20 protein-coding genes and 1 other RNA gene are annotated in these 26189 nt (G+C 61.3%); 17 read left to right on the top strand and 4 right to left on the bottom strand.

What is annotated here, in order from left to right:
• Window positions 1-10 precede the first annotated feature (10 nt).
• From F3G95_RS05505 to rnpB, 3 genes are all read right to left on the bottom strand, one after another.
• A complete protein-coding gene (locus F3G95_RS05505) occupies window positions 11-367 on the bottom strand; it encodes a NusG domain II-containing protein (protein WP_149794154.1) in 357 nt (118 codons plus the stop codon).
• A gap of 6 nt (window positions 368-373) precedes the next feature.
• Window positions 374-2299, bottom strand: a complete 1926-nt coding sequence (locus tag F3G95_RS05500) for an NAD(+) synthase (protein ID WP_149794153.1) — start codon at window positions 2297-2299, stop codon at window positions 374-376.
• 167 nt (window positions 2300-2466) lie between these two features.
• Window positions 2467-2804: RNase P RNA component class A (gene rnpB / locus F3G95_RS05495), an RNA gene on the bottom strand.
• A gap of 99 nt (window positions 2805-2903) precedes the next feature.
• On the opposite strand from rnpB, the gene F3G95_RS05490 reads away from it, so the two are divergent.
• The 11 genes from F3G95_RS05490 (at window position 2904) to F3G95_RS05440 (ending at window position 17025) form a co-directional block, all read left to right on the top strand.
• Window positions 2904-3815 carry an RluA family pseudouridine synthase gene (locus tag F3G95_RS05490; RefSeq protein WP_149794152.1) on the top strand — a complete coding sequence of 304 codons (912 nt, stop codon included), beginning with the start codon at window positions 2904-2906 and terminating at the stop codon, window positions 3813-3815.
• 192 nt (window positions 3816-4007) lie between these two features.
• The gene (locus tag F3G95_RS05485; RefSeq protein ID WP_243130276.1) at window positions 4008-5900 is read left to right on the top strand and encodes a M23 family metallopeptidase; all 1893 of its coding nucleotides are present in this window, start codon (window positions 4008-4010) and stop codon (window positions 5898-5900) included.
• 24 nt (window positions 5901-5924) lie between these two features.
• A complete protein-coding gene (gene deoD / locus F3G95_RS05480; protein WP_149794150.1) occupies window positions 5925-6644 on the top strand; it encodes a purine-nucleoside phosphorylase in 720 nt (239 codons plus the stop codon).
• Window positions 6645-6734: 90 nt separating this feature from the next.
• Complete coding sequence (locus F3G95_RS05475; protein WP_347562903.1) at window positions 6735-7271, top strand: cytidine deaminase; 537 nt, start codon at window positions 6735-6737, stop codon at window positions 7269-7271.
• Between the two features lie 212 nt (window positions 7272-7483).
• On the top strand, window positions 7484-8656 hold the full coding sequence (locus F3G95_RS05470; protein ID WP_149794148.1) for a BMP family ABC transporter substrate-binding protein: 1173 nt from the start codon (window positions 7484-7486) through the stop codon (window positions 8654-8656).
• 248 nt (window positions 8657-8904) lie between these two features.
• Complete coding sequence (locus tag F3G95_RS05465; protein WP_149794197.1) at window positions 8905-10419, top strand: ABC transporter ATP-binding protein; 1515 nt, start codon at window positions 8905-8907, stop codon at window positions 10417-10419.
• Window positions 10420-11586 (top strand): ABC transporter permease, encoded by a 1167-nt coding sequence (locus F3G95_RS05460; protein ID WP_149794147.1) that lies wholly within the window; start codon window positions 10420-10422, stop codon window positions 11584-11586. It begins immediately after the preceding gene.
• Between the two features lies 1 nt (window position 11587).
• Window positions 11588-12505 (top strand): ABC transporter permease, encoded by a 918-nt coding sequence (locus F3G95_RS05455; RefSeq protein WP_149794146.1) that lies wholly within the window; start codon window positions 11588-11590, stop codon window positions 12503-12505.
• A 199-nt stretch (window positions 12506-12704) separates the two neighbouring features.
• A complete protein-coding gene (locus F3G95_RS05450; protein ID WP_149794145.1) occupies window positions 12705-14024 on the top strand; it encodes a thymidine phosphorylase in 1320 nt (439 codons plus the stop codon).
• Between the two features lie 184 nt (window positions 14025-14208).
• Window positions 14209-15567, top strand: a complete 1359-nt coding sequence (gene trkA, locus F3G95_RS05445) for a Trk system potassium transporter TrkA (protein ID WP_243130275.1) — start codon at window positions 14209-14211, stop codon at window positions 15565-15567.
• 15 nt (window positions 15568-15582) lie between these two features.
• Window positions 15583-17025, top strand: coding sequence for a TrkH family potassium uptake protein (locus F3G95_RS05440; protein ID WP_149794143.1), 1443 nt, complete (start codon window positions 15583-15585; stop codon window positions 17023-17025).
• 53 nt (window positions 17026-17078) lie between these two features.
• Here F3G95_RS05440 and F3G95_RS05435 read toward each other — a convergent pair whose 3' ends face one another.
• Window positions 17079-18623: a YifB family Mg chelatase-like AAA ATPase gene (locus F3G95_RS05435; protein ID WP_149794196.1), complete on the bottom strand. Its 1545-nt coding sequence runs from the start codon at window positions 18621-18623 to the stop codon at window positions 17079-17081.
• Window positions 18624-18881: 258 nt separating this feature from the next.
• On the opposite strand from F3G95_RS05435, the gene F3G95_RS05430 reads away from it, so the two are divergent.
• The 6 genes from F3G95_RS05430 (at window position 18882) to F3G95_RS05405 (ending at window position 26181) form a co-directional block, all read left to right on the top strand.
• A complete protein-coding gene (locus F3G95_RS05430; protein WP_149794142.1) occupies window positions 18882-19274 on the top strand; it encodes a hypothetical protein in 393 nt (130 codons plus the stop codon).
• 73 nt (window positions 19275-19347) lie between these two features.
• Window positions 19348-21030, top strand: a complete 1683-nt coding sequence (locus tag F3G95_RS05425; protein ID WP_149794195.1) for a phospho-sugar mutase — start codon at window positions 19348-19350, stop codon at window positions 21028-21030.
• A gap of 181 nt (window positions 21031-21211) precedes the next feature.
• Window positions 21212-22375: a 2-C-methyl-D-erythritol 2,4-cyclodiphosphate synthase gene (gene ispF, locus F3G95_RS05420; protein WP_149794141.1), complete on the top strand. Its 1164-nt coding sequence runs from the start codon at window positions 21212-21214 to the stop codon at window positions 22373-22375.
• Window positions 22376-22392: 17 nt separating this feature from the next.
• Complete coding sequence (cdaA, locus tag F3G95_RS05415) at window positions 22393-23292, top strand: diadenylate cyclase CdaA (protein WP_149794140.1); 900 nt, start codon at window positions 22393-22395, stop codon at window positions 23290-23292.
• Window positions 23289-24581, top strand: a complete 1293-nt coding sequence (locus F3G95_RS05410) for a CdaR family protein (protein WP_149794139.1) — start codon at window positions 23289-23291, stop codon at window positions 24579-24581. Before cdaA ends, F3G95_RS05410 begins: the two co-directional genes overlap by 4 nt.
• A 4-nt stretch (window positions 24582-24585) precedes the next feature.
• A complete protein-coding gene (locus F3G95_RS05405) occupies window positions 24586-26181 on the top strand; it encodes an FAD-dependent oxidoreductase (protein ID WP_149794138.1) in 1596 nt (531 codons plus the stop codon).
• Window positions 26182-26189 lie beyond the last annotated feature (8 nt).

Genomic DNA, 26189 nt, shown 5'->3' with positions numbered 1-26189 from the left:
GTGTATGCCGTCATGTGGTGGGGATGATGCTCAGCACAGCCCGGGCGGGCAGGCAGGTGGCCGTCTGGTCTTCCTCGCTGAGCCAGCCGAAGGACTCGCAGATGTGGTCAGGGCAGGGCGAGTCCACAAAGCGGGCCGCGCCGTCCTGGATCTTGATGTGGACGGTGAGATAGCCGGTGTCCACATCGTAATCGGCGTCTTTTTCGAGAGGAAAGGTGAGCTTGGTGTTGCTGTCGCCATAGATGAGCTCTGCGCAGAGCGGCGCACCGGTCTGGTTTGCTTTCCGCACCAGCAGCAGCACGGCGGCTGCGGCCAGAATGACGGCAGCAAAGACCAGATCCATCAGCAGTTTTTTGTGTTGTTTCATAGAAAATTATCCTTTGAGCGGGATCTGCTCCAGCTCGGCCAGCCAGAGCGCAGCGGCTGCGTCGCTGGGCATCCGCCAGTCGCCCCGGGGCGAGAGGGTGACGCTGCCCACCTTGGGGCCGTCGGGCAGGCAGCTGCGTTTGAACTGCGGGGAGAAGAACCGCCAGTAGAAGTTGCGCAGCCACTTGTAAAGCACTTCGTCCGGGTACTCGGCCCGGCCTGCGAAGGCCGCTTTCGCCAGCCGGAATATCTTCGACGGGCCGAAGCCGAAGCGGAGAACATAGTAAAGGTAGAAGTCGTGCAGCTCATAGGGACCCACGAGGTCTTCCGTCTTCTGAGAGATCTCGCCGTCCTTGGCAGGCAGCAGCTCCGGGGAGACGGGGGTGTCGAGGATGTCCAGCAGCACCCGGCGCAGCTCGGCGGAGGCGGCAATGTCGGCCTCATACTGGACGAGGTGGCGCACCAGCGTCTTGGGGACACCGGCGTTGACGCCGTACATGCTCATGTGGTCGCCGTTGTAGGTGGCCCAGCCCAGCGCCAGCTCGGAGAGGTCGCCGGTGCCGACGACGAGGCCGCCGGTGCGATTGGCGGTGTCCATCAGCTCGAGGGTGCGCACACGAGCCTGTCCGTTCTCGAAGGTGACGTCCAGCACGCTCTCGTCCTGACCGATGTCCCTGAAGTGGCTGTGGACGGTGTTGGCGATGTCGATCTCGGTAAAGCTGACGGCCAGCTCGTCGCATAAGATCTCCGCATTGCTGCGGGTGCGGTGGGTGGTGCCGAAGCAGGGCATGGTCACGGCCAGCACATCGCTGGTGGGGCGGCCCAGCTGCTTCATGGCACGGACGGCCACCAGCAGAGCGAGGCAGCTGTCCAGACCGCCCGAGATGCCGATGACCGCCGTCTTGGCGTGGGCGTGCTCGAGGCGCTTGGCGAGGCCGTCGGCCTGCATTTTCAAGATCAGCTCACAGCGCTCGGCCCGGCGGCGCTCGTCGTGGGGGATGAAGGGCGTGGGGTCTACCCAGCGGGAGAGCTTGGTCTCGGTGAGGGCAAGGTCGAAATCGACGGTCAGATACCCCTCAGCGCTGGGCTCGAAGCTGGTGTTGCGCGCCCGCTCCGACTCCATCCGCTGGCAGTCCAGCTCCGTCTCAGCCCAGCCGCCCTCGAAGGGAGACGTCTCGGCGAGGAGGGTGCCGTTCTCGGCGATGAGGTCGTGGCCGGCGAAGACCATGTCCTGGGTGCTCTCGCCGTGGCCGGCAGAAGCGTACAGGTAGCCGCAGAGCAGGCGGGCGGACTGGTTCGACACCAGCGCCCGGCGGTACTCGGCCTTGCCGACCGTCTCATCGCTGGCCGAAAGGTTCGCAATGACAGTGGCACCGGCCAGCGCGTGGAAGGTGGAGGGGGGCAGAGCGCTCCACAGGTCTTCGCAGATCTCCACGCCCAGAACGAAGCTGGGCATCTGGCGGCAGCGGAAGAGCAGGGATGTACCGAAAGGTACCTCCTGCCCGCAGACTGTTACCGTCTCCACCTCAGTGCTGCCCGGGGTGAACTGGCGCTTTTCGTAGAACTCGCCGTAGTTGGGCAGGTAGGTCTTGGGGACAAGGCCCAGCAGACGCCCGCCGCAGAGGACGGCGGCGCAGTTGTACAGCTTGCCCCGCACCAGCAGCGGCAGGCCCACGAGGGCCACGACGTCCAGCTCCCGGCTGGCGTCCAGCACGGTCTGCAGAGCGTCCAGCGCGCCCTGCTGCAACGTGCGCTGCAAGAACAGATCGCCGCAGGTGTAGCCGGTGAGACAGAACTCGGGGAACACCGCCAGCCTGACACCGCGGGCCGCAGCGTCTTGTAACTGAGATACGATTTGGGAAGCGTTATAATTGCAGTCGGCCACCCGCAGCGAGGGCGAGAGGGCAGCTGCTTTCAAAAAACCATCTTTCATCGGAGGATTTCACATCCTGTCTGTTGAATTAAGGCCCCGGCGGAGGCATGCTCTGTGGGGTTTTGTTCAGTATACCACAAACCGGCCCAAACGAAAAGTGACAGTGTGGTTAAAGAAACGAAAAAACGCTGCCTGCACACCGCAGACAGCGCTGAAACAAAAGATGGAAAACGAGATAGACCGTAAGCCGGGTTCTGTATTAAACGACGATCTGTCTAGACCTGCCATTGCTGACAGGTTCGTGCCGCCTTCGGGACACGCGAGCAGCGCTGTACGTCCCATATAGGCGTTGCTTCCGGTAGGGTTTACAAAGCCGCATAGTCACCCATGCGCTGGTGAGCTCTTACCTCGCCCTTTCATCCTTACCGCATTGCTGCGGCGGTTTCCTTTCTGTTGCACTTTCCCTGAGGTCACCCTCGGCTGCCGTTAGCAGTTACCGTGCTCTGTGAGGCCCGGACTTTCCTCAGAGCGGTCAAAGCCGCCCCGCCGCCGTATGTTCCACTCGTTTTCCGCTCCTCATGATACCATAAAAAAACAAGATTTGCAAGAGAAAGAGAATTTTGCTATACTTATCTTATATGTTGCCCGCGCTGGAGGTGGGAAGATGAAGCTTTATTTCAAAGTCCCGCCCGAGGCGGACGGGATGCTGCTGCGCGGTTTTCTGCGCAGGTGCAGTGTCTCCACCGACCTGTCCCGGGCCGTGAAATTCCGGGGCAGCGGCTTTTTTGCCGACGGCGCCCCCATCCTGGCCAACCGCCGGGTGGAGGCCGGGCAGGTCATCTCCTTTGAACTGCCGCCGGAGGGGGAGAGCGTTGCGCCGCAGGACGACATCCCGGTGGATGTGGTCTACGAGGATGCTTTTGCCCTCGTGGTGGAAAAGCCGCCCCATCTCGCGGTGCATCCTACCCTGAATTACCCGCTGGATACGCTGGCGAACGGCTATGCCGCCTGGGCGCTGCGTCAGGGCAGAAGCCCCGTTTTCCGCCCGGTGAACCGCATCGACAAGGACACCAGCGGCCTCGTGCTGGCGGCTCAGAATGGCTACGCCGCCCCGCTGCTGGCTCAGCGGGTGGAGAAGCTCTACTACGCCGTTGCAGAAGGAGAACTTCCCCTCGGGCCGGGCGTCATCGACGCCCCCATCGGGCGGCAGGGGGAGAGCATCATCGGGCGGTGCGTCACCCCCGACGGCAAACCCAGCCGGACGGAATATACCATATTGAAAGCCGAAAACGGCCTGAGCCTTGCGGCCTGCGTCCCGGTGACGGGCCGGACCCACCAGATACGGGTACATTTTGCATCCATCGGCCACCCGCTGGCCGGAGATGACCTCTACGGCGGGAGCCGGGCGCGCATCGGGCGGCAGGCGCTCCACTGCGCAAAACAGACGTTCTGGGTGCCGCGCTGCGAGCGGATGCCGGACGGCATCCGCATCGAAGTGCCGGTGGACGAGACGACCCTGAGGCCGGTGACGGTGGAAAGCCCGCTGCCGGAGGATATGACAAAGCTTTTTGTCTAAATTTGTGTATTTCGTGAAAAGTAAGTGAAAGCTAAGCCCAAATTTTGTGTCAATGCTTGTTTCGGCGCCGGCAGGGTGTATAATAAATAGAGTTATTCTTGTCAAAAAAGCTGTCCTGATGCGGCAGCGTGTCGATAACAGAGAAAAGAGACAAATCAGAATCTCCTGAAGATACAGGAAGGAGCATCCTTTTTGCTGGAAGATAAAACAACTGAAACGCGGCAGGACGAGCCAGCCGGTGCGCCGCGGCACACCGGCTTCCGCGCAAAGCTGCGCTCGCTTTGGGCGCAGCTCCAGTGCGTCCATCTGCTGCGCCGCCACCGGCGGTATCGCCGCCGCAGACACCGGCTGGACAATGCCTCCCGGAAGCTGCGCTCGTCGAAGCTGGTATTGCGCGTTGGCGCAGTGCTCTACGCACTGGGCTTTGGCGCGGAGTATGCTGCCGTGCGGGTGGGACGTGCCGTCAAGTACGCCGCTCTCTGGGCTGCTGGAGGCATCCGCCGCTTTGCAAAGGCTCTGGCGGAGACGGCGTTCCCCGGCGCGGCACAGGTGGCCAAAGACCTGTTTGGCCCCATCGTGCTGTTTGCAAAGGGCATCGTGTCCCTTCTCATCCATGCCCACCGCATCCGCAGGGAGCAGGGCTTCGGTGCAGCATTTGAGGCCAGCGTCCACTACTTCAAAAACGGCGTCCGCCGCAACCTCAGTCTGCTGCCCCGCATGGCGATGTATGCCCTGCCCATCTGCGCACTGGCGCTGGGCGCAGCAGTGTTCCAATATGTCATCCACCAGCCTTATGCACTGGCCGTCCGGGTCAACGGCGAAACCGTGGGCTATGTGGCGAATGAGGACGTCTTCAACACGGCCCGTGAGGACGTGATGGAGCGTATCAGCTACGCCGGCACCGACAAGACCGAGTGGACCATCGAGCCGAGCTACACCCTCGCCATTGCCCACCACATGATGGACGAAAACGAGATGGCAAACGCCATCATCCAGAGCGCCGGCGACCAGATCAGCGAAGGCACGGCTCTTTATCTGGACGGCGAGTTGACGGCGGTGTGCAGCGACGGCAAAGCGCTGCGGGATTACCTCGCCGCCATGCTCGACCCCTACGAGGAAGAAGGGGACGACCCCAATGTGAGCGTGGGCTTCAACAAGCAGGTCACGCTGGAAGACGGCCTCTACTTCAAGGAAGGCTTGCAGGATTTTGAGACCGTCCGGCAGGAGCTGGTGGGCGTGAAACAGGCTCAGAAGGTCTACACCGTCAAGGCGGGCGACACCCTCTGGTCCATTGCACATAACAATGACCTGACCTTCCGTGAGCTGTGCGCCCTCAACCCGGCGTTCAAGGGTGAGCCGCTGAGCGAGACGTCCAGCATCCTTGAGGGCGACCACCTCGTCATCACCAAAGAAGAGGCTGGCCTTGAGGTGCGCATCACCCGCATCGAGACCCGTGAGGAAGAGATCGCATTCTCCACGGAGACGACAAGATCCAACGAATATACGAAGGGAACCACCAAGGTGCTCCAGGAGGGCGAGAACGGTCTGCGCCGTGTGACTCTCCAGAACGTCTACGACACCAACAATATCCTTGTGGACCAGAGCGTGCTTTCCACCGAGGTCGTCAAGGAGCCGGTGAACAAGAAGGTGGTCGAAGGCACCAAGAAGGTGACTTCCAGCACCAAGTACATCACCGGCAGCGGTCAGTTCATCTGGCCTGTGCCGAACTACCGCTACTGCTCGCGCTGGTACGGCGGACGCCACAGGGGCGTGGACATCTGCGCCCCGGCCGGTACGCCCATCTACGCCTCCGCAGGCGGTACCGTCACCAAGGCGGGCTACAACAAGGCCGGTGCAGGTACGGGCTATGGCTACTCGGTCATCATCAACCACGGCGGCGGATACAGCACCGTGTATGCGCACTGCCTGTCCCTGACCGTCAGTGCGGGCCAGACCGTCAAGCAGGGCCAGCTCATCGGCTATCTGGGCAGCACGGGCCGTTCCACCGGCAACCACTGCCACTTTGAGATACGTCTCAAGGGTTCGTACATTCCCCCGCAGAACGTATTCCCGGGGAAGAAATAATTTTATAAAAAGGAGATAATTCTTATGGCTACTCCTCACATCAGCGCCGAAAAGGGCGATTTCGCAAAGACTGTCCTGATGCCGGGCGACCCCCTGCGCGCAAAGTTCATTGCTGACACCTTCCTGAAGGATGTCCGTCAGGTGACGGGCGTCCGCGGGATGCTGGGCTTTACCGGCACCTACGAGGGCCGTCCCATCAGCGTGATGGGCAGCGGCATGGGGATGCCTTCCATCGGCATCTACTCCTATGAGCTGTTCAAGTTCTACGATGTGGACAACATCATCCGCATCGGCTCTGCCGGCAGCTACACTGCCGACGCCAAGCTGTTCGACACCGTGCTGGCTACCGGTGCGGTCAGTGAGTCCAACTATGCCCGCGTCCAGAGCGGCAACGACCACGACATCACCTTCCCCAGCGAGGAGCTGAATGATAAGCTGCGCGCCTCCGCCAAGAAGCAGGGCATCAAGCTCATCGAGGGCAACATCCACTCCTCCGACGTTTTCTACCGTCAGCCTTCCGACGCAAAGCCCACCTACTGGGAGCTGCTGCGCGACGAGCGCGGCTGCCTCTGCGTGGAGATGGAGAGCTTTGCTCTGTTCGCCAACGCCGAGGCGCTGGGCAAGAACGCTGCCTGCCTGCTGACCATCTCCGACAGCTTCGTCTCCCCGGAGATCACCACCGCAGAGCAGCGCCAGAAGAGCTTCACCGATATGATGAAGGTCGCACTGGGCGCGGAGTACTAAGAGCTTTTTGGATCAAAGAGGGCCGCTGTGGTTGCAGCGGCCCTCTTTTTCGACGCAGAGACGGCGGCTTTGCTTGCACTCCTTAAAAGAATGATTTATACTTGGATCAACAAAAACAGCTTCGTCCCGCAGGACGAAGAACGCCATATCTGCAAATTGCAAAAAGGAGAACCGACTATGACAAAACTGACTCTGGAAGAAAAGCAGGAGCTCATCCGGATGGCCCTTGCGGCCAGGGAGAGGGCTTACGTGCCTTACAGCGACTTTATGGTGGGCGCTGCCCTGCGCGCCGAGGATGGCCGCATCTTCACCGGCTGCAATGTGGAGAACGCCGCCTTTACCCCCACCAGCTGCGCCGAGCGGACGGCCCTGTTCAAGGCTGTGGCCGAGGGCGTGACCAGGTTCACCGACATCGCCGTGGTGGGTGCGCGCCGGGGCGAAGTCAACAAGCAGATCACCTCGCCCTGCGGCGTCTGCCGTCAGGCGCTGTTCGAGTTCGGCGGCCCGGAGCTGAATGTCATCATGGCAAAAAGCCCGGACGATTTCATCGAGCGCAGCATGGACGAGCTGCTGCCCTTCGGCTTCGGCCCCTCCAACGTGGCGGGCAACAAGGCCGTGGAAGATTGAACACAGCTGCGCGAAAAATACCGGGTGGAGCGGATTTTCCGGGATAAGTATGGTTTTTATACAATTTTGATAAAATATTTGTAAATGTTTTGTAATCGGAAAAGGCTTGCATCTGTCCCTTCTTCCCGCTATACTTGAGCCAGTAAATGTGCAAGTGCGCACATTTCGTCAACAAAACGCGATTATATTAAAATAAAAGGAGAGTTTTCATTATGATGATTTCTCGTCGTAACTTCCTGGCAGTGGCTGGCGCCGCTGCTGCTGCCGCTGCTCTGACTGCCTGCGGCGGTTCTTCCTCTTCCACTGCTTCCTCTGCAGCTGCCTCCACCAGCGCAGCCGCTTCCACCGCTGAGGGCGGCGAGAAGATCGTGAAGGTCGCTCTGACCTGCGACACCGGCACCATCGACGATGAGAGCTTCAACCAGGCCTGCTGGACCGCTGTTTCCGGCTACATGGGCGATGACTGCCAGTACTACATCCCCGAGGCTGACGCTTCCGATGAGGACCGCGAGACCATGATCCGCCAGGCTGTCAACGATGGCGCTGACGTCATCGTCTGCGTCGGCTACCTGTACGGCGCTTCTCTGGCATGGGCTGCTGACCAGTACCCCGATGTCAAGTTCATCGCTATCGATGTCACCCAGGGCGACATCGGCACCGACGCCATCCCCGCAAACTGCTACTGCATCACCTTCAAGGAGGAGCAGGCAGGTTATCTGGCTGGCTACGCTGTCGTTAAGGACGGCAAGACCAAGCTGGGCTTCCTCGGCGGCATGGCTGTCCCCGCTGTCATCCGTTACGGCTACGGCTACGTGCAGGGCGCTGACGCTGCTGCTCAGGAGCTGGGCACCAACATCGACATTAACTACTTCTACGGCGGCCAGTTCTACGGCGATGCAAACATCACCTCCCGTATGGAGGGCTGGTACTCCAACGGCACCCAGGTCGTCTTCGCCTGCGGCGGCGGCATCTACACCTCCGCTGTTGAGGCTGCTCTGAAGAGCAACGGCTATGTCGTCGGCGTTGACGTTGACCAGAACTACATCGGTGTCAACGGCGTGGCAGACGGCTCCTTCGCTTACAACCCCTTCATCACCTCTGCAATGAAGGGCCTGACCGAGGCTGTCAACACCGCTCTGTCCGACATCGAGGCAGGCGATTGGAGCGACATCGCTGCTTCCAACGGCAACTTCGGTCTGGAGGACGGCGACTACGTCGGCCTGCCCACCGATGCTGACAGCTGGAACTTCGAGACCTTCACCACCGACGAGTACGAGGCACTGAAGGAGAAGATCAAGAGCGGCGAGATCGCTGTGGACAACAGCTCTGACGACAGCACCAAGCCCACCGTCAGCGAGTTCACCACCGTCAACTACATCCAGTAATCAGAAACTTCCCGGGCGGGACGCTTTGCAAAGGGCGTCCCGCCTTTTTTGTATGCTTTTTTCAAGACGATGAAGGAATGTTCGTCAAAATGCACAAAAGTGATACTTATGATATGGCAAAACACTAAATTTTCAAAAAGAAGTGTGCAAAACAGCAAAAATACGGTATAATGGGCATTACAATAGTATAAGTGTCGTTTGGACACGAAAGGAGAGTGAGCAGATTGGCAGAGGATTTTGTGATCGAGATGCTCCATATCACCAAGGAGTTCCCGGGCATCAAGGCAAACGACGACATTACCCTGCAGCTGCGCAAAGGTGAGGTCCATGCCCTGTTGGGCGAGAACGGCGCAGGCAAAAGCACCCTGATGAGCGTGCTGTTCGGTCTGTATCAGCCGGAGGAGGGTAAGATCCTCAAAAACGGCAAGGAGGTCGCCATCCGCAACCCCAACGATGCAAATGCACTGGGCATCGGTATGGTCCACCAGCACTTCAAGCTGGTGGAGTGCTTCAGCGTGCTGGACAACATCATTCTGGGCGTGGAGCCCAACAAGCTGGGCTTTTTGCAGAAGGCCGAGGCCCGCAAGAAGGTCGTGGCCCTGAGCGAGAAGTACGGCCTGCGTGTTGACCCCGATGCGCTCATCAGTGATATTTCGGTCGGTATGCAGCAGCGCGTGGAGATCTTGAAGATGCTCTACCGCGACAATGAGATCCTCATCTTCGACGAGCCTACCGCTGTGCTGACCCCGCAGGAGATCGACGAGCTGATGGAGATCATGCGCGGGTTCAAGAAGGAGGGCAAGTCCATCCTCTTTATTACCCACAAGCTCAACGAGATCATGGCGGTCGCCGACCGCTGCACCGTCCTGCGCAAGGGCAAGTATATGGGTACCGTGGACATCAAGGACACCACCAAGGAAGAGCTTTCCCGCATGATGGTCGGCCGTGACGTCCAGCTTCAGGTCGATAAAAAGCCCGCTCACCCGGGCGATGTCGTGCTGGACGTGGAGGGCGTCACCATCCACAACGACCAGCGCAAGAAGGACTCCGTCAAGGACGTCACCTTCCAGGTCCACGCAGGCGAGATCGTCTGTCTGGCGGGCATCGAGGGCAACGGCCAGACCGAGCTCGTCTATGGCCTCACCGGCCTCGAAAAACTGTCGGGCGGCAAGATCACGCTGGACGGCAAGGATATCACCCGCGAGAGCATCCGCCAGCGCTCGAAGGACGGCATGAGCCACATCCCCGAAGACCGCCACAAGCACGGTCTGGTGCTGGATTACAGCCTCGAGAACAACATGGTGCTCCAGCGCTACTGGCAGCCCGAGTTCCAGAAGGGCGGCTTCATCCAGTCCGATAAAGTCCGCGAGTACTCCGATAAGCTCATCGCTCAGTACGACGTCCGCAGCGGTCAGGGCAGCTCCACCATCGTGCGCAGCATGTCCGGCGGCAACCAGCAGAAGGCCATCATCGCCCGCGAGATCGACAAAGACCCCAAGCTGCTGGTGGCTGTTCAGCCCACCCGCGGCCTGGATGTCGGCGCAATCGAATACATCCACCGCCAGATCGTCGCCCAGCGCGACAAGGGCAAAGCTGTCCTGCTGGTCAGCCTCGAGCTGGATGAGGTCATGAACCTGTCCGACCGCATCCTCGTCATGTACGAGGGCGAGATCGTGGGCGAGTTCGACCCCAAGACCACCACTGTGCAGGAGCTGGGCCTCTACATGGCCGGCGCACGCAAGCAGGGAAAGGAGAGCAAATAAATGAACAAGAAAAAACTTTCCCACAGCAACCTCAACAGCTCCATCACCAGTGTGCTGGCCGCGCTGCTGTGCATCGTCATCGGCATGGCTGTGGGCTTCCTCGTGCTGCTGGCCATCAACCCGGCCCACGCATGGGGCGACGGCTTTGTCCGCATCATTAAGGGCGGCTTCCATGACGCCCCCTACGGCGTCGGCAAGGAGCTGGCCAACGCAGCACCCCTCATCATGACCGGTCTGTCCGTGGCCTTCGCCTTCAAGACCGGCCTGTTCAACATCGGTGCTGCCGGTCAGTACACGCTGGGCGCTTACGGCGCACTCTACTGTGCCATCATGCTCAAGATGCCCTGGTATGTCTGCCTGATCGTCGCCACCATCCTCGGCGGCATCTGGGGCGCTATCCCCGGCTTCTTCAAGGCTTACTTCAACATCAACGAGGTCATCACCTCTATCATGTTCAACTGGATCGGTTTGTATCTGGTCAATGAGCTTATCTACCAGAACGGCACCGGCCCCATGTACGACGTGCGCAACACCCGTACCCTGAACCTGAGCAAGAACGCTGAGTTCGCCCAGTCCATCATCCCGGACTTCGGCCTGAACAAGATGTTCCAGACCAACAGCACCACCATTGCGATCTTCCTCGCTGCGGCAGTCGCCATTCTGATCTGGGTCATCCTGAACAAGACCACCTTTGGCTATGAGCTGAAGGCCGTCGGCCTGAACAAGAGCGCCGCCCGCTACGCCGGCATCAACGAGAAGAAGAACATCATCCTCTCCATGGCCATTGCAGGCGCTCTGGCAGGCTTCGGCGCCGGCCTCTACTACCTGTCCAACGTCTCTCAGTGGAACCCGCTGAACTCCACCAGCCTGCCGGCCATGGGCTTCAACGGTATCTCTGTGGCCTTGCTGGCAAGCTCCAACCCCATCGGCACCATCTTCTCCGCGATCTTCATCTCCCACATCTCGGTCGGCGGCTCTTTCCTGTCCACCAAGTATTACCCCACCGAGATCTCCGACCTGATCAGCGGTATCATCATCTATCTGTGCGCATTCTCCATGCTGTTCCGTGGCAAGATCCACTCCATGCTGTTCAAGAATGCGGACAAGACCAACGTGAATGCAGAGCCTGCCCCTGCTAAGACCGAAACCAAGAAGGAGGGCAAGTGATATGCTGCTTCTCATCAAGTATACTCTGCTGTATGGCATCGTGCTGATGCTGGTCGCTCTGGGCGGTATGTTCAGTGAGCACTCCGGCATCATCAACATCGCACTGGAAGGCATCATGGTCATCGGCGGTGTGGCGGGTGTCCTCACCCTCACCATGCTGCCCGCGAGCCTGCCGGCTTTCGCCACCGTGATCATCGCTGTGCTGGTGGCTGCTATCGCCGGCATGGTCTACAGCCTGCTGCTGGCCTTCGCGTCCATCAATCTGAAAGCGGACCAGACCATCGGCGGCACGGCCCTGAACCTGCTGGCAACGGCGGTGGCTGTGGTCATCTCCAAGAACTTCAGCGACAGTGGCAGCGCCAAGCTGAACTACTCCAACAAGCCCTTCCTGTTCAGCATCGGCGGCCTGGAGCTGAGCATCTTTGTCCCGCTGGGCATCGCACTGCTCATCATCAGCTACATCGTGCTGTACAAGACCCGCTTCGGCCTGCGTCTGCGCGCCTGCGGCGAGCATCCTCAGGCTGCGGACTCTGTGGGCATCAACGTCTACAAGATGCGCTATGCCGGTGTCGTCATCTCGGGCGCTCTGGGTGCGATCGGCGGTCTGGCCTATATCGTGCCTCCCGTCCAGACCTGGAACTTCGAGGTCGGCGTGGCCGGTGCAGGCTTCCTTGCCATGGCCGTTATGATCTTCGGTCAGTGGAAGCCCTTCAACATCTGCGGCGCAGCCATGTTCTTTGCCGTGTTCAAGAGTCTGGCCAACATCGCCGACTCCACCTTCCTCGCACAGCTCCACTGGTCCAGCAACATCTACAACATGATGCCCTTCGTGGCATCCATGGTCATTCTGGCCTTTACCTCCAAGAACAGCATGGCCCCCAAGGCCGAGGGCATCCCCTACGACAAGGGTTCCCGCTGATTCGAGCGTATTTTCCGGGCGCAGCTGCTTATCCGGGCGGCTGCGCCCTTTTTGCTTCTTTTTCAACAGATTCCACAAAACAGCGCTTGCTTTTGCGGGAAAATTTGCTATACTTGAATTACAATGTCATACTATTGCCGGAGGCGAGGCAGCGCGGCCCGGGCCGTCGGCGGAGAATATTATTTAGGAGCGTGACCTTATGCGCATTTACGATTTGATCGCCAAGAAGCGGGACGGCGGCACCCACAGCCGCGAGGAGCTGGAAGCCATCGTCAACGGCTTCGTCAGCGGCGAGGTGGCCGATTACCAGATGGCGGCCTGGATGATGGCAGTTTATCTGCGCGGCATGACCGACGAGGAGACTGCTGAGCTGACCGATGTCATGGCCCACAGCGGCGTCATGGTGGACCTTTCGCCCATTCCGGGCATCAAGGTGGACAAGCACTCCACCGGCGGCGTGGGCGACAAGACCACGCTGGTCATCGCGCCCATCGTCGCGGCCTGCGGCGTCAAAATCGCCAAGATGAGCGGCCGCGGCCTCGGCCACACCGGCGGCACCATCGACAAGATGGAGAGCGTCCCCGGCACAAAGACCGCCCTCTCGCAGGAGGAGTTCTTTGCACAGGTGAATAAGATTGGCCTGTCGGTCATTGGCCAGAGCGAGGGCATCGCCGTGGCAGATAAGAAGATGTACGCCCTCCGCGATGTCACCGCGACTGTCAGCTGCATCCCCCTCATCGCGTCCAGCATCATGTCCAAGAAGCTGGCCTCCGGCTCGGACGCCATCCTGCTGGACGTCACCACCGGCACCGGTGCGTTCATGAAGACCGTGGATCAGAGCATCGAGCTGGCCAAGCTGATGGTCTCCATCGGCACCCATCATGGCCGCCGCGTCGCTGCGATGATCACCGACATGGACACCCCGCTGGGCCACAACATCGGCAACAGCCTTGAGGTCATGGAGAGCATGGACGTGCTCAAGGGCCGCGGCCCCGCCGACTTGACCGAGGTCTGCCTGCAGCTGGCTGCGAATATGCTGGTGCTGGCCGATCAGGGGTCCCCCGCCGAGTGCCGCGCCATGGCCGAAGCAGTCATCGCGGACGGCTCTGCCTATGCAAAGTGCAAGGAGATGTTTGCGGCTCAGGGCGGCGATACCCGCGTTCTGGATGACTACAGCCTCTTCGAGAAGCCCGCCGCCAGCTATGAGCTGCTGGCCGAAGAGGACGGCTACATCGTCGCCAACGACGCCGAGAAGATCGGCTCTGCCAGCGTTCTGCTGGGCGCAGGCCGTCAGAAGAAGGGCGACCCGCTGGACTTCGCCGCCGGCATCACCCTCCACAAGAAGCGCGGCGACTACGTCCACAAGGGCGAGAGCCTCGCCACCTTCTACGGCGCGGCGGATAAGTTCGACGCTGCCGCCGCCGAGTACCGCAGCGGCCTCGTCTACGGCTCCGAAAAGCCCGAGGAAGCCCCGCTGGTCTACGCCCTCGTCACCAAGGACGGCGTAGAGCGGTACTGAAATACCTGAATCGCTGAGAACGGCCCCGGGATCTGTGTGTTCCGGGGCCGTTTTTCCGCCCAAACTGCGCTTTGTGATGGATAAAGCCGGCAGAAGGGCTGATTTTGTAGATGTTTTGCCTGAGATGTGGTATAATCTATTCAATAGCGCCCAGACGGCGCAGGAGAAGAGAAAGGGTTATTCTATGAAGATCGTTTTGGTGGGCGGCGGCAAGGTCGGCACAGCGCTGGCGCGGCAGCTCAGTGAAGAGGGTCACAACGTGACCGTTATCGATACGAACAAGGCCCGTGTGGAGCATATCGGGGAGTCCTACGATGTGATGAGCATTTTCGGCAACGGCTCGTCCATCACCACCCTGTCCGAGGCGGGCGTGGAGGAAGCGGACGTGTTCATCGCAGTCACCGGCTCGGACGAGCTGAACCTGCTGTGCTGCATGTTCGCCAAAAAGGCGGGCCACTGCCACGCCATCGCCCGCGTGCGCAACCCGTCTTACAGCCATGAGCTGGACTTTATCAAGAAGCAGATCGGCATCTCGGCCATCATCAACCCCGAAATGGCAGCGGCCAAGGAAATCTCCCATCTGCTGCGCTTCCCGGGCGCAAGCAAGATCGATACCTTCGCGGGCGGACGCGTGCGGCTCATCAAGTTTGCGCTGACCGAGCGGCAGGGGCTGGACGGCGTGGCTATCCACGAGATCCCCACCCGCCTCAAGAGCGACATTCTGGTCTGCGCGGTGGAGCGTGACGGCGGGGTCATCATCCCCAACGGTAACTTTGTGCTGCAGAACGGCGATCAGGTCACCTTCCTCGCCACGCAGGAGAAGGCCCACGAGTTCTTCCAGCGTATCAATCTGCCGGTGCGGCCGGTGCGCAACGCCCTTATCGTGGGCGGCGGCGCCATCGCCTATTACCTGAGCCAGGAGCTGCTGGAAAATCACGTCCGCGTCCGCATCGTCGAGCGGGATCCGGCCCGCTGCAATGTTCTGGCCGAGTCCCTGCCTGAGGCACAGATACTGAACGAGGACGGCTCCAACCGCGACTTCCTGCTCTCGGAAGGTCTGGAATCCACCGAAGCCTTCGTGGCGCTGACCAACATCGACGAAGAAAACGTGCTGCTGACCCTGTTTGCGAAAAAGCACTCCAAGGGCAAGCTGGTCACGAAGATCAACCGCCTCGAGTTCGACGATATTCTGGCCGGGCTCGATCTGGGCAGTATCGTCTACCCCAAGTACATGACCTGCGACTACATCGTGCAGTACGTCCGCGCCCTGCAGAACGAGGCCGGCAACAACATCAAGACCCTTTACCGCATCCTCGACGACCGTGTGGAAGCGCTGGAATTCACGGTCCATGAGGAGAGCCGGGCCACCGGCGTGCCGCTGAGCCAGCTGCATCTGAAAAAGAATCTGCTGCTCTGCTGCATCACCCGCGGCGACCATATCCTCATCCCCCGCGGCGGCGACCAGATCCAGGTGGGCGACAACGTCATCGTCGTCACGCTGGAACACGGCCTGCATGACCTGCGGGACATCGTGGAAGAGTAACGGGGGACAGGACGTATGAATTATGCGATCGTCTTTCGTCTGCTGGGCTACATCCTGATGATAGAGGGCGCGCTGCTGCTGCTCCCGGCGGTGACGAGCCTCATCTACGCCGAGTGGGCCGTCATGGGCGTGTTCCTGCTGACGGCGGCCATCAGTGCGGCGCTGGGTTTTGCTCTGCAGGCCATCAAGCCCCGCAGCAAGGTGTTCTATATGCGGGAGGGCTTTGCGGCCACCGCCCTGAGCTGGATCACCATCAGTATCATGGGCGCAGTGCCGTTCGTCCTCACCGGCTGCATCCCGAATCCCGTGGACGCCATGTTTGAGACCGTTTCGGGCTTTACCACTACCGGTGCCAGCATCCTGCCCGGTGTGGAGGGCCTGCCCAACGGCATCCTGTTCTGGCGCAGCTTCACCCATTGGATCGGCGGCATGGGCGTTCTGGTGTTCCTGCTCTCCCTGCTGCCCCTGACCGGCGGCTCCCACGTCAACCTGATGAAGGCGGAAAGCCCCGGCCCGCAGGTGGACAAGCTGGTGCCGAAGGTGCAGTCTACGGCCAAGATCCTGTACGGCATCTATTTCGCGCTCACGGTGGTGGAGTTCTGCTTCCTGCTGGCGGGCGGAATGAATGTGTTCGACTCTCTGCTCACGGCCTTTGGCACGGCGGGTACTGGTGGCTTCGGCTTCAAGAACGACAGCTTTGCCAGCTTCTCGCCCTACATCCAGTGGGTCGTGACCATCTTTATGATCCTCTTCGGCGTCAACTTCAACGCGTATTTCCTGCTGCTGCTGCGCCGGTTCCGCCGCGCAGCGTCCAGCGAGGAAGTCCGCGCCTATTTTGCCATCATTCTGGCGGCGGTGGCCGTCATTACGGTGAACATCCGCAGCCTCTATGGCACCTTCGGCGAGGCGCTGCGCCATGCGGCCTTCCAGGTCGGCTCCATCATTACCACCACCGGCTTTTCCAGCTGTGATTTCGACCTCTGGCCCACGCTGGCAAAAGAGGTGCTGGTGCTGCTGATGTTCGTGGGCGCCTGTGCGGGCAGCACCGGCGGCGGCATCAAAGTCAGCCGCTTCCTCCTGCTGGGCAAGACGCTGGGCAAGGAGCTGAAGCAGGCCCTCCACCCGCAGGTGGTGGCCCCCGTCCGGATGGACGGCAAGCTGGTCAATCATGAGACCATCCGCACCACCAACGTCTTTCTGGCGGCCTACATCTTCATCTTTGCGGCGAGTTTCATGCTTGTCAGTCTGGACGGCTTTGACATGGTGACGAACTTCACCTCCATCGCCGCCACCCTGAACAACATCGGCCCCGGCCTCAATCAGGTGGGCCCCATGATGAACTTCGGGGCCTACTCCAACTTTGCAAAGCTGGTACTCATCTTCGATATGCTGGCCGGTCGTCTGGAAATTTTCCCGATGCTGGTGCTCTTCCTGCCCGATGCGTGGAGAAGATTCTAAAAGTTTTATAACGCAAAAAATCCCCCGGTCCAGCCGGGGGATTTTTGTCTGTATCAGAACGTCAGATCGACCTTTTCCTGCGCACGGTATTGCAGAGCCTCGAGCAGTGAATCCTCGTCGAGGAGGCGCTTGCCGGAGAGGTCGGCAATGGTGCGGGCCACCCGGAGGATGCGGTCGTGGGCGCGGGCCGAAAGGCCCAGCGTCTCGTAGGAGGCCCGCAGGAGCTGCTCAGCGGCGGGGGTCATCCGGCAGATGCGCCGCACCTGCCCGGCGGTGAGCTGGGCGTTGCAGCGCACATCCTCGTAGCCGGGAGCAGCGTACCGTTGGGCCTGGATGGCCCGGGCAGCAAGGACCTGTTTCCGCAGCTCGGCGCTGCTCTCGGAAGGGGCAGCGCCATGCAGTTCATCGAAGGCCACCGGGTCCATCTCGACGCAGAGGTCGATGCGGTCCAGCAGCGGGCCGGACACCCGGCTGCGGTACTGCCGCACCGCGCTGGGCGAACAGGTGCAGGCCCGGGTAGGGTGGCCGTAGTAGCCGCATTTGCAGGGGTTCATGGCGGCGACGAGCTGGAAGCGGCTGGGATAAGTGGCGCTTCCGGCGGCCCGGCTGACCGTGATGCAGCCGTCCTCGAGGGGCTGGCGCAGCACTTCGAGGCTCTCGCGGGAGAACTCGGGCAGTTCGTCGAGGAAGAGGACGCCGCAGTTGGCCAGACTGCACTCGCCGGGGCGGAACTGCGCCCCGCCGCCCGCCAGCGCAGCCGAACTGGCCGAGTGGTGGGGGCTGCGGAAAGGCCGTGCCGTCACGAGACCCCGGCCTGCGGGCATCTGCCCGGCGATGGAGTAAATTTTCGTCGTCTCCACAGCTTCTTCCCGGGTCAGGGGCGGCAGGATGCCGGGCAGGCGGCGGGCCAGCATGGATTTGCCGGTGCCGGGCGCACCGACGAGCAGGACGTTGTGTCCGCCCGCAGCCGCGATGACCATCGCCCGGCGGGCCAGCGGCTGGCCGCAGACGTCAGCGAAATCGGGAACGTGGTTCCACGCATCGGCAGGGTTGAAGGGGACAGGCATCGTAGGCAGGATGGGCTGGATGCCCCGCAGTGCATCTACGACCTGACGGGCCGTTGCGGCAGGATATACCTGCATTTCGCTGCCGCAGGCCTCAGCGGCTTCGGCAGCGTTCTCGGCAGGGACATAGAGCGCCCGCACACCGCCGGCAGCAGCTTCCAGCGCCATGGGCAGGACGCCGGACACCGGGCGGAGACTGCCGTCCAGTGCCAGCTCCCCCAGAAAGGCCGTGTCCTTCGGCGGCGGCTCCAGCTGCCCGGAAGCGGCCAGCACCGCCAGCAGCAGGGGCAGGTCATACACCGGGCCGGTCTTGCGGACGTCGGCGGGAGCGAGGTTGATGGTGATGCGGCGGTCAGGCCACTTGAAGCCCAGATTTTTCAGGGCTGCGTGGACGCGGTCGCCGCTCTCCCGGACGGCGGAGTCCGGCAGGCCGACGATGGAGAGGGCGGGCATCCCGCCCGAGATGTCGGCCTCGACTTCCACGGGAAAGCCGTTGAGGCCCTTGAGGCCGAAGCTCTTGAGGACTGCGTACATGGGCGCTCCTTTCTGCCCGATGGGGCGGCAGAAACCATCCATAAAAGGGGGTGACAAAATTTTTTGCGGTGCTTCGAAATTTATTCCGAGATAACAGACGAAAGGAATGAAATGGTTGACTAAGAACTGACTAAGAAATGGGAAAGACAGGGCGCAGATGCCCAAGTTCGACACAATTTTCTGTTTGAATCTATTATATTAGAGGGCATGTGAGATGTCAACGAAACGCGGGCGATCTGCGATTGGAGGAAGAATCTTATGGTTGCGAAAGAGTACTGCTGTTACACCAGGCCCTATTCCAGGATCGAAGGCTTTCAGCTTGCACACACGCTGTACTACAGCGCAAGCGTAGAGGAAGAGGGGGTTGTACTGGCAGTGCGGCGGCAGCAGGGAGAAGAGTGTGTCACGGAGCAGGTCATCTGCCCGGTGGGCGACTTCGGGCGGCTGATGTCCCTGATGCGGTATCTGTGCGAAAATGGAGTAGGGCTGGGCCACTGGCTGGATGTACTGGACGACGCAGGGCAGGTGTACTGGCCCTGCACGGCTGCAAATGGGCGGCAGGAGAGCGGAAAGCCTGCACGATTTGTGGCATTTGCTGGTTTTGAGGGGGCAAACTTGGTACATAATCCTGAATTGACACAAAGCGTATAAAAGCTTATATTATAAGTAGACTTGGATGAATTTGTCCATTATGGTCAAAAATTATAAAGGTAAGGTGTGCAATATGTATCAGGATGAGTATAAGCGCTGGCTGGCAGCGGATCTGGAGGACGCAGATCTGAAGCCGGAGCTGGCCAGGATCGAGGGAAACGACGACGAGATCAAGGACCGCTTTGCCGTTGCACTGAAATTCGGCACCGCCGGCCTGCGCGGCGTGCTGGGCGCTGGAACCAACCGCATGAACATCTACGTCGTGCGTCAGGCCACCCAGGGCCTGGCAAACTGGGTCAAGACCCAGGGCGGCAATCAGACCGTGGCCATCAGCTACGACAGCCGCCTGAAGAGCGACGTCTTTGCCAAGACTGCCGCCGGCGTTCTGGCCGCAAACGGCATCAAGGTGCGCATTTATGATGCGCTGATGCCTGTCCCGGCCCTGAGCTTTGCCACCCGTTACTATGAGTGCAATGCGGGCATCATGGTCACCGCTTCTCATAACCCCGCCAAGTACAACGGCTACAAGGCCTACGGCCCCGACGGCTGCCAGATGACCGATGACGCCGCAGCCATCGTCTACGACGAGATCCAGAAGACCGATGTCCTGACCGGCGCAAAGTACATCTCCTTTGCCGAAGGCGTCGAGCAGGGCCTCATCCGCTTTGTGGGCGACGACTGCAAGAATGCCCTCTACGCCGCCATCGAGGCACGTCAGGTGCGCCCGGGCCTGTGCAAGACCGCCGGCCTGAAGCTGGTCTACAGCCCGCTGAACGGTTCCGGTCTGGTGCCGGTCACCCACGTTCTGAACGATATGGGCGTCACCGACATCACCGTCGTGCCGGAGCAGGAGTACCCCAACGGCTACTTCACCACCTGCTCCTACCCCAACCCCGAGATCTTCGAGGCTCTGAAGCTGGGCCTCGACCTCGCCACCAAGACCGGCGCCGACCTGATGCTGGCCACCGACCCCGACGCCGACCGCGTGGGTATCGCCATGAAGTGTCCGGACGGCAGCTATGAGCTGGTCTCCGGCAACGAGATGGGCGCTCTGCTGCTGGATTACATCTGCGCTGGCCGCATCGAGAAGGGTACCATGCCCAAGGACCCCGTCGCCGTCAAGTCCATCGTCTCCACCCCGCTGGCCGATGCCATCGCCGCCCACTACGGCGTGGAGATGCGCAGCGTGCTGACCGGCTTCAAGTGGATCGGCGACCAGATCGCAAATCTGGAAGCTGCCGGTGAAGTGGACCGCTTCATCTTCGGCTTCGAGGAGAGCTACGGTTATCTGGCCGGCCCCTATGTCCGTGACAAGGATGCTGTCATCGGCTCCATGCTCATCTGCGAGATGGCCGCTTACTACCGCAGCATCGGTTCCTCCATCAAGGAGCGTCTGGAAGAGATCTACAAGGAATATGGCCGCTACCTGAACAAGGTGGACAGCTTCGAGTTCCCCGGCCTGACCGGCATGGAGAAGATGGCTTCCATCATGCAGAAGCTGCGTGACGAGCCCCTCACCGAGCTGGCCGGCCACAAGGTGGTCAAGGTCACCGACTACAAGAAGCCCGAAGAGACCGGCCTGCCCGCCGCAAACGTCCTCATCTACACTCTGGACAACGGCGCTACCGTGGTCGTCCGTCCCTCCGGCACTGAGCCGAAGATCAAGACCTACTTCACCACTCTGGGCAAAGACCTGGCCGAGGCTCAGGCTCAGAAGGATGCTCTGGCCGCTGCCATCGAGCCCATCCTCGCATAACGCAGAAATTTCATAAAAAATTTATGCCCCCGTACAGCGCCAAAAGTGCTGCACGGGGGCATTTTTGATGGGCGGGGGCAGTTGCAGTTTGTGGGTGGATACGCTATAATATTCAATGAATAATAATACGCTCTGTGCAGTGCGGCGCAGGGCAGGAATAAAATGGGGCAGGTGTAAGAAATTGGAACATCGTGTGACGGCAGTCCTGGTGGCGGCTGGTTCTTCCACCCGGATGGGATTTGATAAACTGAGCTTCGATCTGGGCGGTGAGACCGTCCTGGAGCGGAGCGTCCGGGCCTTTGACGAGTGTCCGGAGGTGGACGAGCTGGTGATCGTGACCGGCGCGTCTGGTGAGAATGCCCAGCGGGCTGCTGCCCGCTGCAAAAAGCCGGTGCGGCTGGTGAAGGGCGGCTCGACCCGCGCCGAGAGCGCCCGCAGCGGCGTGGCCGCTGCCCACGGCAGACTGGTGGCCGTCCACGACGCGGCCCGGCCCTTCGTGAGCCAGAGCGTTATCGCCGACACGATAGCGGCCGCTGCCCGCTGCGGTGCCGCCGCCCCGGCAGTGCCGGTGAAGGACACCATCAAGCAGGCGAAGGGCGGCGACGGCAAGACTGTGCCGGAAGGCTGCATGGTGGAGAACACCCCCGACCGCAGCACCCTTTATGCGGTGCAGACGCCCCAGTGCTTCGACCGGGCCGCCTATCTGGCGGCGCTGGATGAACTGGACGAGGCCAGCGCCCGCCTCGTCACCGACGACTGCAGCCTGTTTGAGCTGACGGGCCGTCCGGTGGAGCTGGTCCAGGGCGACTACGCAAACATCAAGATCACCACCCGGGAGGACCTGCCCCGGGCCGGGAACGGAGGAAAGAAAATGCGCATTGGTCATGGTTACGACGTCCACCGTCTGGTGGAGGGCCGCAAGCTCATCCTGGGCGGCGTGGAAGTGCCGTATGAGAAGGGCCTGCTGGGCCACTCGGACGCCGACGTGCTGGCCCACGCGGTCATGGACGCCGTGCTGGGCGCAGCGGCGCTGGGCGACATCGGCCAGCACTTCCCCGATACGGCGGAAGAGTACGCCGGGGCCGACAGTCTCATGCTGGCCCGCCGTGTGGCAGAAATCATGACCGGGCACGGCTGGCGCATCGAGAACATCGACGCCACCATCCTCTGCCAGCGCCCGAAGCTGGCCCCCCACATCCCGGCCATGCGGGCAAAGCTGGCCGAGGCTTTCGGGATGCCGGTGGACGCCGTGAGCGTCAAAGCCACCACCGAGGAGCATCTGGGCTTTACCGGCGAGGGGCTGGGCATCGCGGCCCATGCCGTCGCCCTCATCGAAGCAGTGTGAACGGGAGAATGTGACCCATGACTCTGAACTCTATCGTAGCAAACTTCCAGACCTTCAAGTTGGTAGACCTGCTGGACATCCTCATCATCGCGTTCCTCATCTACCAGCTGCTGGGCTTCGTCAACCGCACCCGCGCCGGCCAGCTGGCCAAGGGCGCGCTCATCGTGATGGCGGTCTATCTGGTGGCGAACATCCTGAATATGCGCACCGTCACCTGGCTGCTCAACTCGCTGCTGCAAGTCGGTCTGCTGACGCTGGTGGTGCTGTTCCAGCCCGAGATACGGCGTGCGCTGGAGCGGATGGGCCAGACCGACCAGTGGGCCTATCGCTTCTTCAATAAAAACCGCTACAACGACACCAGCCTCAAGGGCGCGTGGCGCAGCGCCATCATCGCCATCTGCGACGCGGCAGAGCGCTTTTCGGAGACCAAGACCGGCGCGCTCATCGTGCTGGAACGGAACACCAACCTTTCTGAGATCGTTCGCACCGGCACGCCCGTGAACAGTGCAGTCAACCTCGAGGTGCTGGGTACCATCTTCTACGAGGGTACCCCCCTCCACGACGGCGCAGCCATCATCGAGGATGGCCGCATCAAGGCCGCAGGCTGTGTGCTGCCCCTTTCCAACAACCTGGACCTGGGCAAGGACATGGGGACCCGCCACCGCGCCTGCCTCGGCATCGCCGAGAACTCCGACGCCATCGCCATCGTGGTCAGCGAGGAGACGGGCATCATCTCGATGGCGAAAAACGGTGTGCTCATGCGCCACTTTGACCGTCAGACCCTTTACACCCGGCTGGTGGATGAGATGATACCCAAGGAGACCGCCAGCGAGAAGAGCGCTGCCGAGGGCTGGAAGGCCCGGGGCAAGCGCCTGCTGAACTGGGTGAACAACAAGGAGGAGGATGAGCAGCAATGAGCACTGAGCAGAACAACGGCAAGCCTGCCGTACCCCCCAAGCGCAATCTGCTGAACGACCGCCGCATTCGGCTCCTGCTTTCTTTGCTGGGTGCAGTCATCGCGTGGATGGCTGTCACCATCGTCGTGCAGCCCGGCACCACCACCACCATCTATAATGTTCCGGTGGACTTTACCTATGATTCGGCTGCCTACACTTCCCGGGGCCTGAGCATCGTCAATGCGGAGGAAAAAACGGTCAACCTGAAGCTTTCCGGCGACGGCTACACCATCGGCAGCCTGTCGGCCAACGACTTTGTCGTCTACCCCGACTGGTCCAGCGTCCGCGACAGCGGCGAAAAGAGCCTGCGCCTTCAGGTGCGGAGCCAGAGCACCCTGCTCACCGGGGTGTCCGTCTCCATCGACGGCGACAACACCGTGGACGTGGTGTTCGATGTGGTGGAAGAAAAGACCCTGCCCATCCAGGTGACGACGAATTACCTGAAGATAGCAGACGGCTATATCCTCTACGGCACCGACATCTCGAAGGAGACGGTGACTCTCTCCGGACCCAGCACCGAGCTGAGCAAGGTGGAGACCTGCACCGCCGAGGTGACCTACAACGGCGAGCTGACCAGCCCCGTCACTCTGGACACCGGCCTGCGTTTTTACACCCGCAGCGGCGGAGAGGTGAAATTTGAGTATACTACTCTGGAAACGGACAGCGTCGAGGTCACGCTGCAGGTGTATAAGCTGGCCACCCTGCCGGTGGAAGTCAGCTTTATCAACGCGCCCCGCGACTTTGACCCCTCGGTGCTGGTCTACTCCCTGAGCAAGAAGACCCTCAATGTGGCCGGCCCGGAGTTCCAGATCGACCGTCTGTCCACCCTGTCGGTGGGTACCATCGACCTTTCCACCTTTGCACTGGATAAGGTGTACGAAATGCCCATCGAACTGCCCAGCGGCATCCGCCTGCTGGACAACATCTCCAGCATCACGGTGAGCTTCGACAGCTCCCGTCTGGAGACCAAGACCATGAACCTGCCCGCCAGCTGTGTGCAGGTCATCAACCTGCCCTCCACCTACACCCTGACCGTGGAGACGGAGCGGCTGATGAACGTCACCCTCTGCGGCCCGGCCGGTTCTCTGGAAGCACTGAATCCGGAACAGGTGGTCATTGAGATCGACGCCGACGACTTCTATGTCGCCATCGGCCAGCAGAACATCGCCTGCCGCCTCTATGTGCCGGCCAACGACAAAATTTTTGCGCTGGGCAGCTATGTGGTGCAGTGCAAGATAGAAAGTAACTGAGTATATGATCCTGATCCATGATATTCGCCTGCCCCTCTCCGCCGGGGAGCCGCAGGCCTACGAAAAAGCCCTCCGCCTCGCCCGCATCCCCCGGGGAAAGGTGAGCCATCTGGGCATCGCCCGGCTCTCGGTGGACGCCCGCCACGGCCAGCCCAAGCTGGTGTACACCGTGGCCGTGACCCTGAAAGAGGAGGGGGAAGAGGCCACCTGTGCGGGTGCTTCCCGCAGCGTCACCGTCCGGGGCAAGACCGATCTCTCGGTGCAGAACGGCACTCTGCCGCTGACGCACCGGCCTGTGGTCTGCGGCCTCGGCCCGGCGGGCCTCTTTGCGGCGCTGCTGCTGGCCCGTCAGGGCTATCGGCCCATCGTGCTGGAACGCGGCCCGGCGCTGGACGAGCGCGTCAAGGCCGTGGAGCATTTCTCCGCCACCGGTGAGCTGGACGAAAACGCCAACATCCAGTTCGGCGAGGGCGGCGCCGGCACCTTCTCGGACGGTAAGCTCACCACCCGCATCGGCGACGAGCTCTGCGGCTTCGTGACCGAAGTGTTCCTCGAGCACGGCGCGCCGAAGGAGATCGCCTGGCAGCAGAAGCCTCATGTCGGCACCGACCTGCTGCGGGGCGTCATCACTTCGATCCGAAAAGAGATCGAGTCGCTGGGCGGCGAGGTCCACTTCAACACAGCCCTCACCGGCTTCGAGCGGCGGGACGGCCGGCTCGTCGGCATCCGGACCACGGACGGTGCGTTCCCCTGTGAGGCGCTGGTGTTCGCGGTGGGCCACTCGGCCCGCGACACCTTCGGGATGCTGATGGACAGCGGTCTCGTGCTGGAGTGCAAGCCCTTCAGCGTCGGCTTCCGGGCAGAGCATCTCCAATCAGAAATCGAAAAGAGCCTCTACCACGAGGCGGCGGGCCATCCGGCCCTGCCGCGCGGCGAATATCAGCTTTCGCAGCACGTTGAAAAACGGTGCGTTTATACGTTCTGTATGTGTCCGGGCGGCCAGGTGGTGGCTTCGGCCAGCGAAAAGGGCCGTGTCGTGACCAACGGCATGAGCTACCACGCCCGCAGCGGCAGGAATGCCAACGCGGCCGTGGTGGTCAGCGTGGGCGGCGAAGACTTCGGCAACGACCCCCGGAAGGCCATCGCCTTCCAGCGGGAGCTGGAAGCCCGGGCCTATGCGGCAGGCCGTCCCGGCGGGGAGTATGCCGCCCCGGCGGAGAACATCCAGAGCTTTTTGGAGGGCAGGGGCCGGCTGAACATTGGCCGCGTCCAGCCCACCTATGACCGGGGCGTCGTCGCTGCGGACCTCGGCGCACTGCTGCCGACCGAACTGGCCGACACCCTGCGGGCCGGTCTGCGGGCTTACGAGCGGAAAATTGCGGGTTACACCGCCCCCGAGGCCATTCTGACCGGCCTCGAGACCCGTACCAGCAGCCCGGTGCGGCTGAAACGGGAAGAAAATTTTGAATGCGCCCAGCTGGCAGGATTGTATCCCTGCGGCGAGGGTGCCGGATATGCGGGCGGCATCATGAGTGCCGCCGTCGATGGCCTGCGGGTGGCCCGCGCCATCATCAGCCGGTACAGCCCGGCAGAAGGGTGAGAAGTTGA

Origin of the sequence: Faecalibacterium sp. Marseille-P9312 (assembly GCF_902497445.1) — a bacterium.
In the GTDB taxonomy this organism is placed as follows: Bacteria; Bacillota; Clostridia; order Oscillospirales; family Ruminococcaceae; genus Faecalibacterium; species Faecalibacterium longum.
Note: the sequence above shows the minus strand (reverse complement) of the source record. Positions and strands in the feature narration are given on the sequence as shown.

Bases quoted from the DNA above. Each gene is read 5' to 3' on its own strand.
- F3G95_RS05505 (WP_149794154.1), bottom strand. From the start codon at position 367: ATGAAACAACACAAAAAACTGCTGATGGATCTGGTCTTTGCTGCCGTC.
- F3G95_RS05500 (WP_149794153.1), bottom strand. From the start codon at position 2,299: ATGAAAGATGGTTTTTTGAAAGCAGCTGCCCTCTCGCCCTCGCTGCGG.
- F3G95_RS05490 (WP_149794152.1), top strand. From the start codon at position 2,904: ATGAAGCTTTATTTCAAAGTCCCGCCCGAGGCGGACGGGATGCTGCTG.
- deoD (WP_149794150.1), top strand. From the start codon at position 5,925: ATGGCTACTCCTCACATCAGCGCCGAAAAGGGCGATTTCGCAAAGACT.
- F3G95_RS05475 (WP_347562903.1), top strand. From the start codon at position 6,735: ATGATTTATACTTGGATCAACAAAAACAGCTTCGTCCCGCAGGACGAA.
- F3G95_RS05470 (WP_149794148.1), top strand. From the start codon at position 7,484: ATGATGATTTCTCGTCGTAACTTCCTGGCAGTGGCTGGCGCCGCTGCT.
- F3G95_RS05465 (WP_149794197.1), top strand. From the start codon at position 8,905: ATGCTCCATATCACCAAGGAGTTCCCGGGCATCAAGGCAAACGACGAC.
- F3G95_RS05460 (WP_149794147.1), top strand. From the start codon at position 10,420: ATGAACAAGAAAAAACTTTCCCACAGCAACCTCAACAGCTCCATCACC.
- F3G95_RS05455 (WP_149794146.1), top strand. From the start codon at position 11,588: ATGCTGCTTCTCATCAAGTATACTCTGCTGTATGGCATCGTGCTGATG.
- F3G95_RS05450 (WP_149794145.1), top strand. From the start codon at position 12,705: ATGCGCATTTACGATTTGATCGCCAAGAAGCGGGACGGCGGCACCCAC.
- trkA (WP_243130275.1), top strand. From the start codon at position 14,209: ATGAAGATCGTTTTGGTGGGCGGCGGCAAGGTCGGCACAGCGCTGGCG.
- F3G95_RS05440 (WP_149794143.1), top strand. From the start codon at position 15,583: ATGAATTATGCGATCGTCTTTCGTCTGCTGGGCTACATCCTGATGATA.
- F3G95_RS05435 (WP_149794196.1), bottom strand. From the start codon at position 18,623: ATGTACGCAGTCCTCAAGAGCTTCGGCCTCAAGGGCCTCAACGGCTTT.
- F3G95_RS05430 (WP_149794142.1), top strand. From the start codon at position 18,882: ATGGTTGCGAAAGAGTACTGCTGTTACACCAGGCCCTATTCCAGGATC.
- F3G95_RS05425 (WP_149794195.1), top strand. From the start codon at position 19,348: ATGTATCAGGATGAGTATAAGCGCTGGCTGGCAGCGGATCTGGAGGAC.
- cdaA (WP_149794140.1), top strand. From the start codon at position 22,393: ATGACTCTGAACTCTATCGTAGCAAACTTCCAGACCTTCAAGTTGGTA.
- F3G95_RS05410 (WP_149794139.1), top strand. From the start codon at position 23,289: ATGAGCACTGAGCAGAACAACGGCAAGCCTGCCGTACCCCCCAAGCGC.
- F3G95_RS05405 (WP_149794138.1), top strand. From the start codon at position 24,586: ATGATCCTGATCCATGATATTCGCCTGCCCCTCTCCGCCGGGGAGCCG.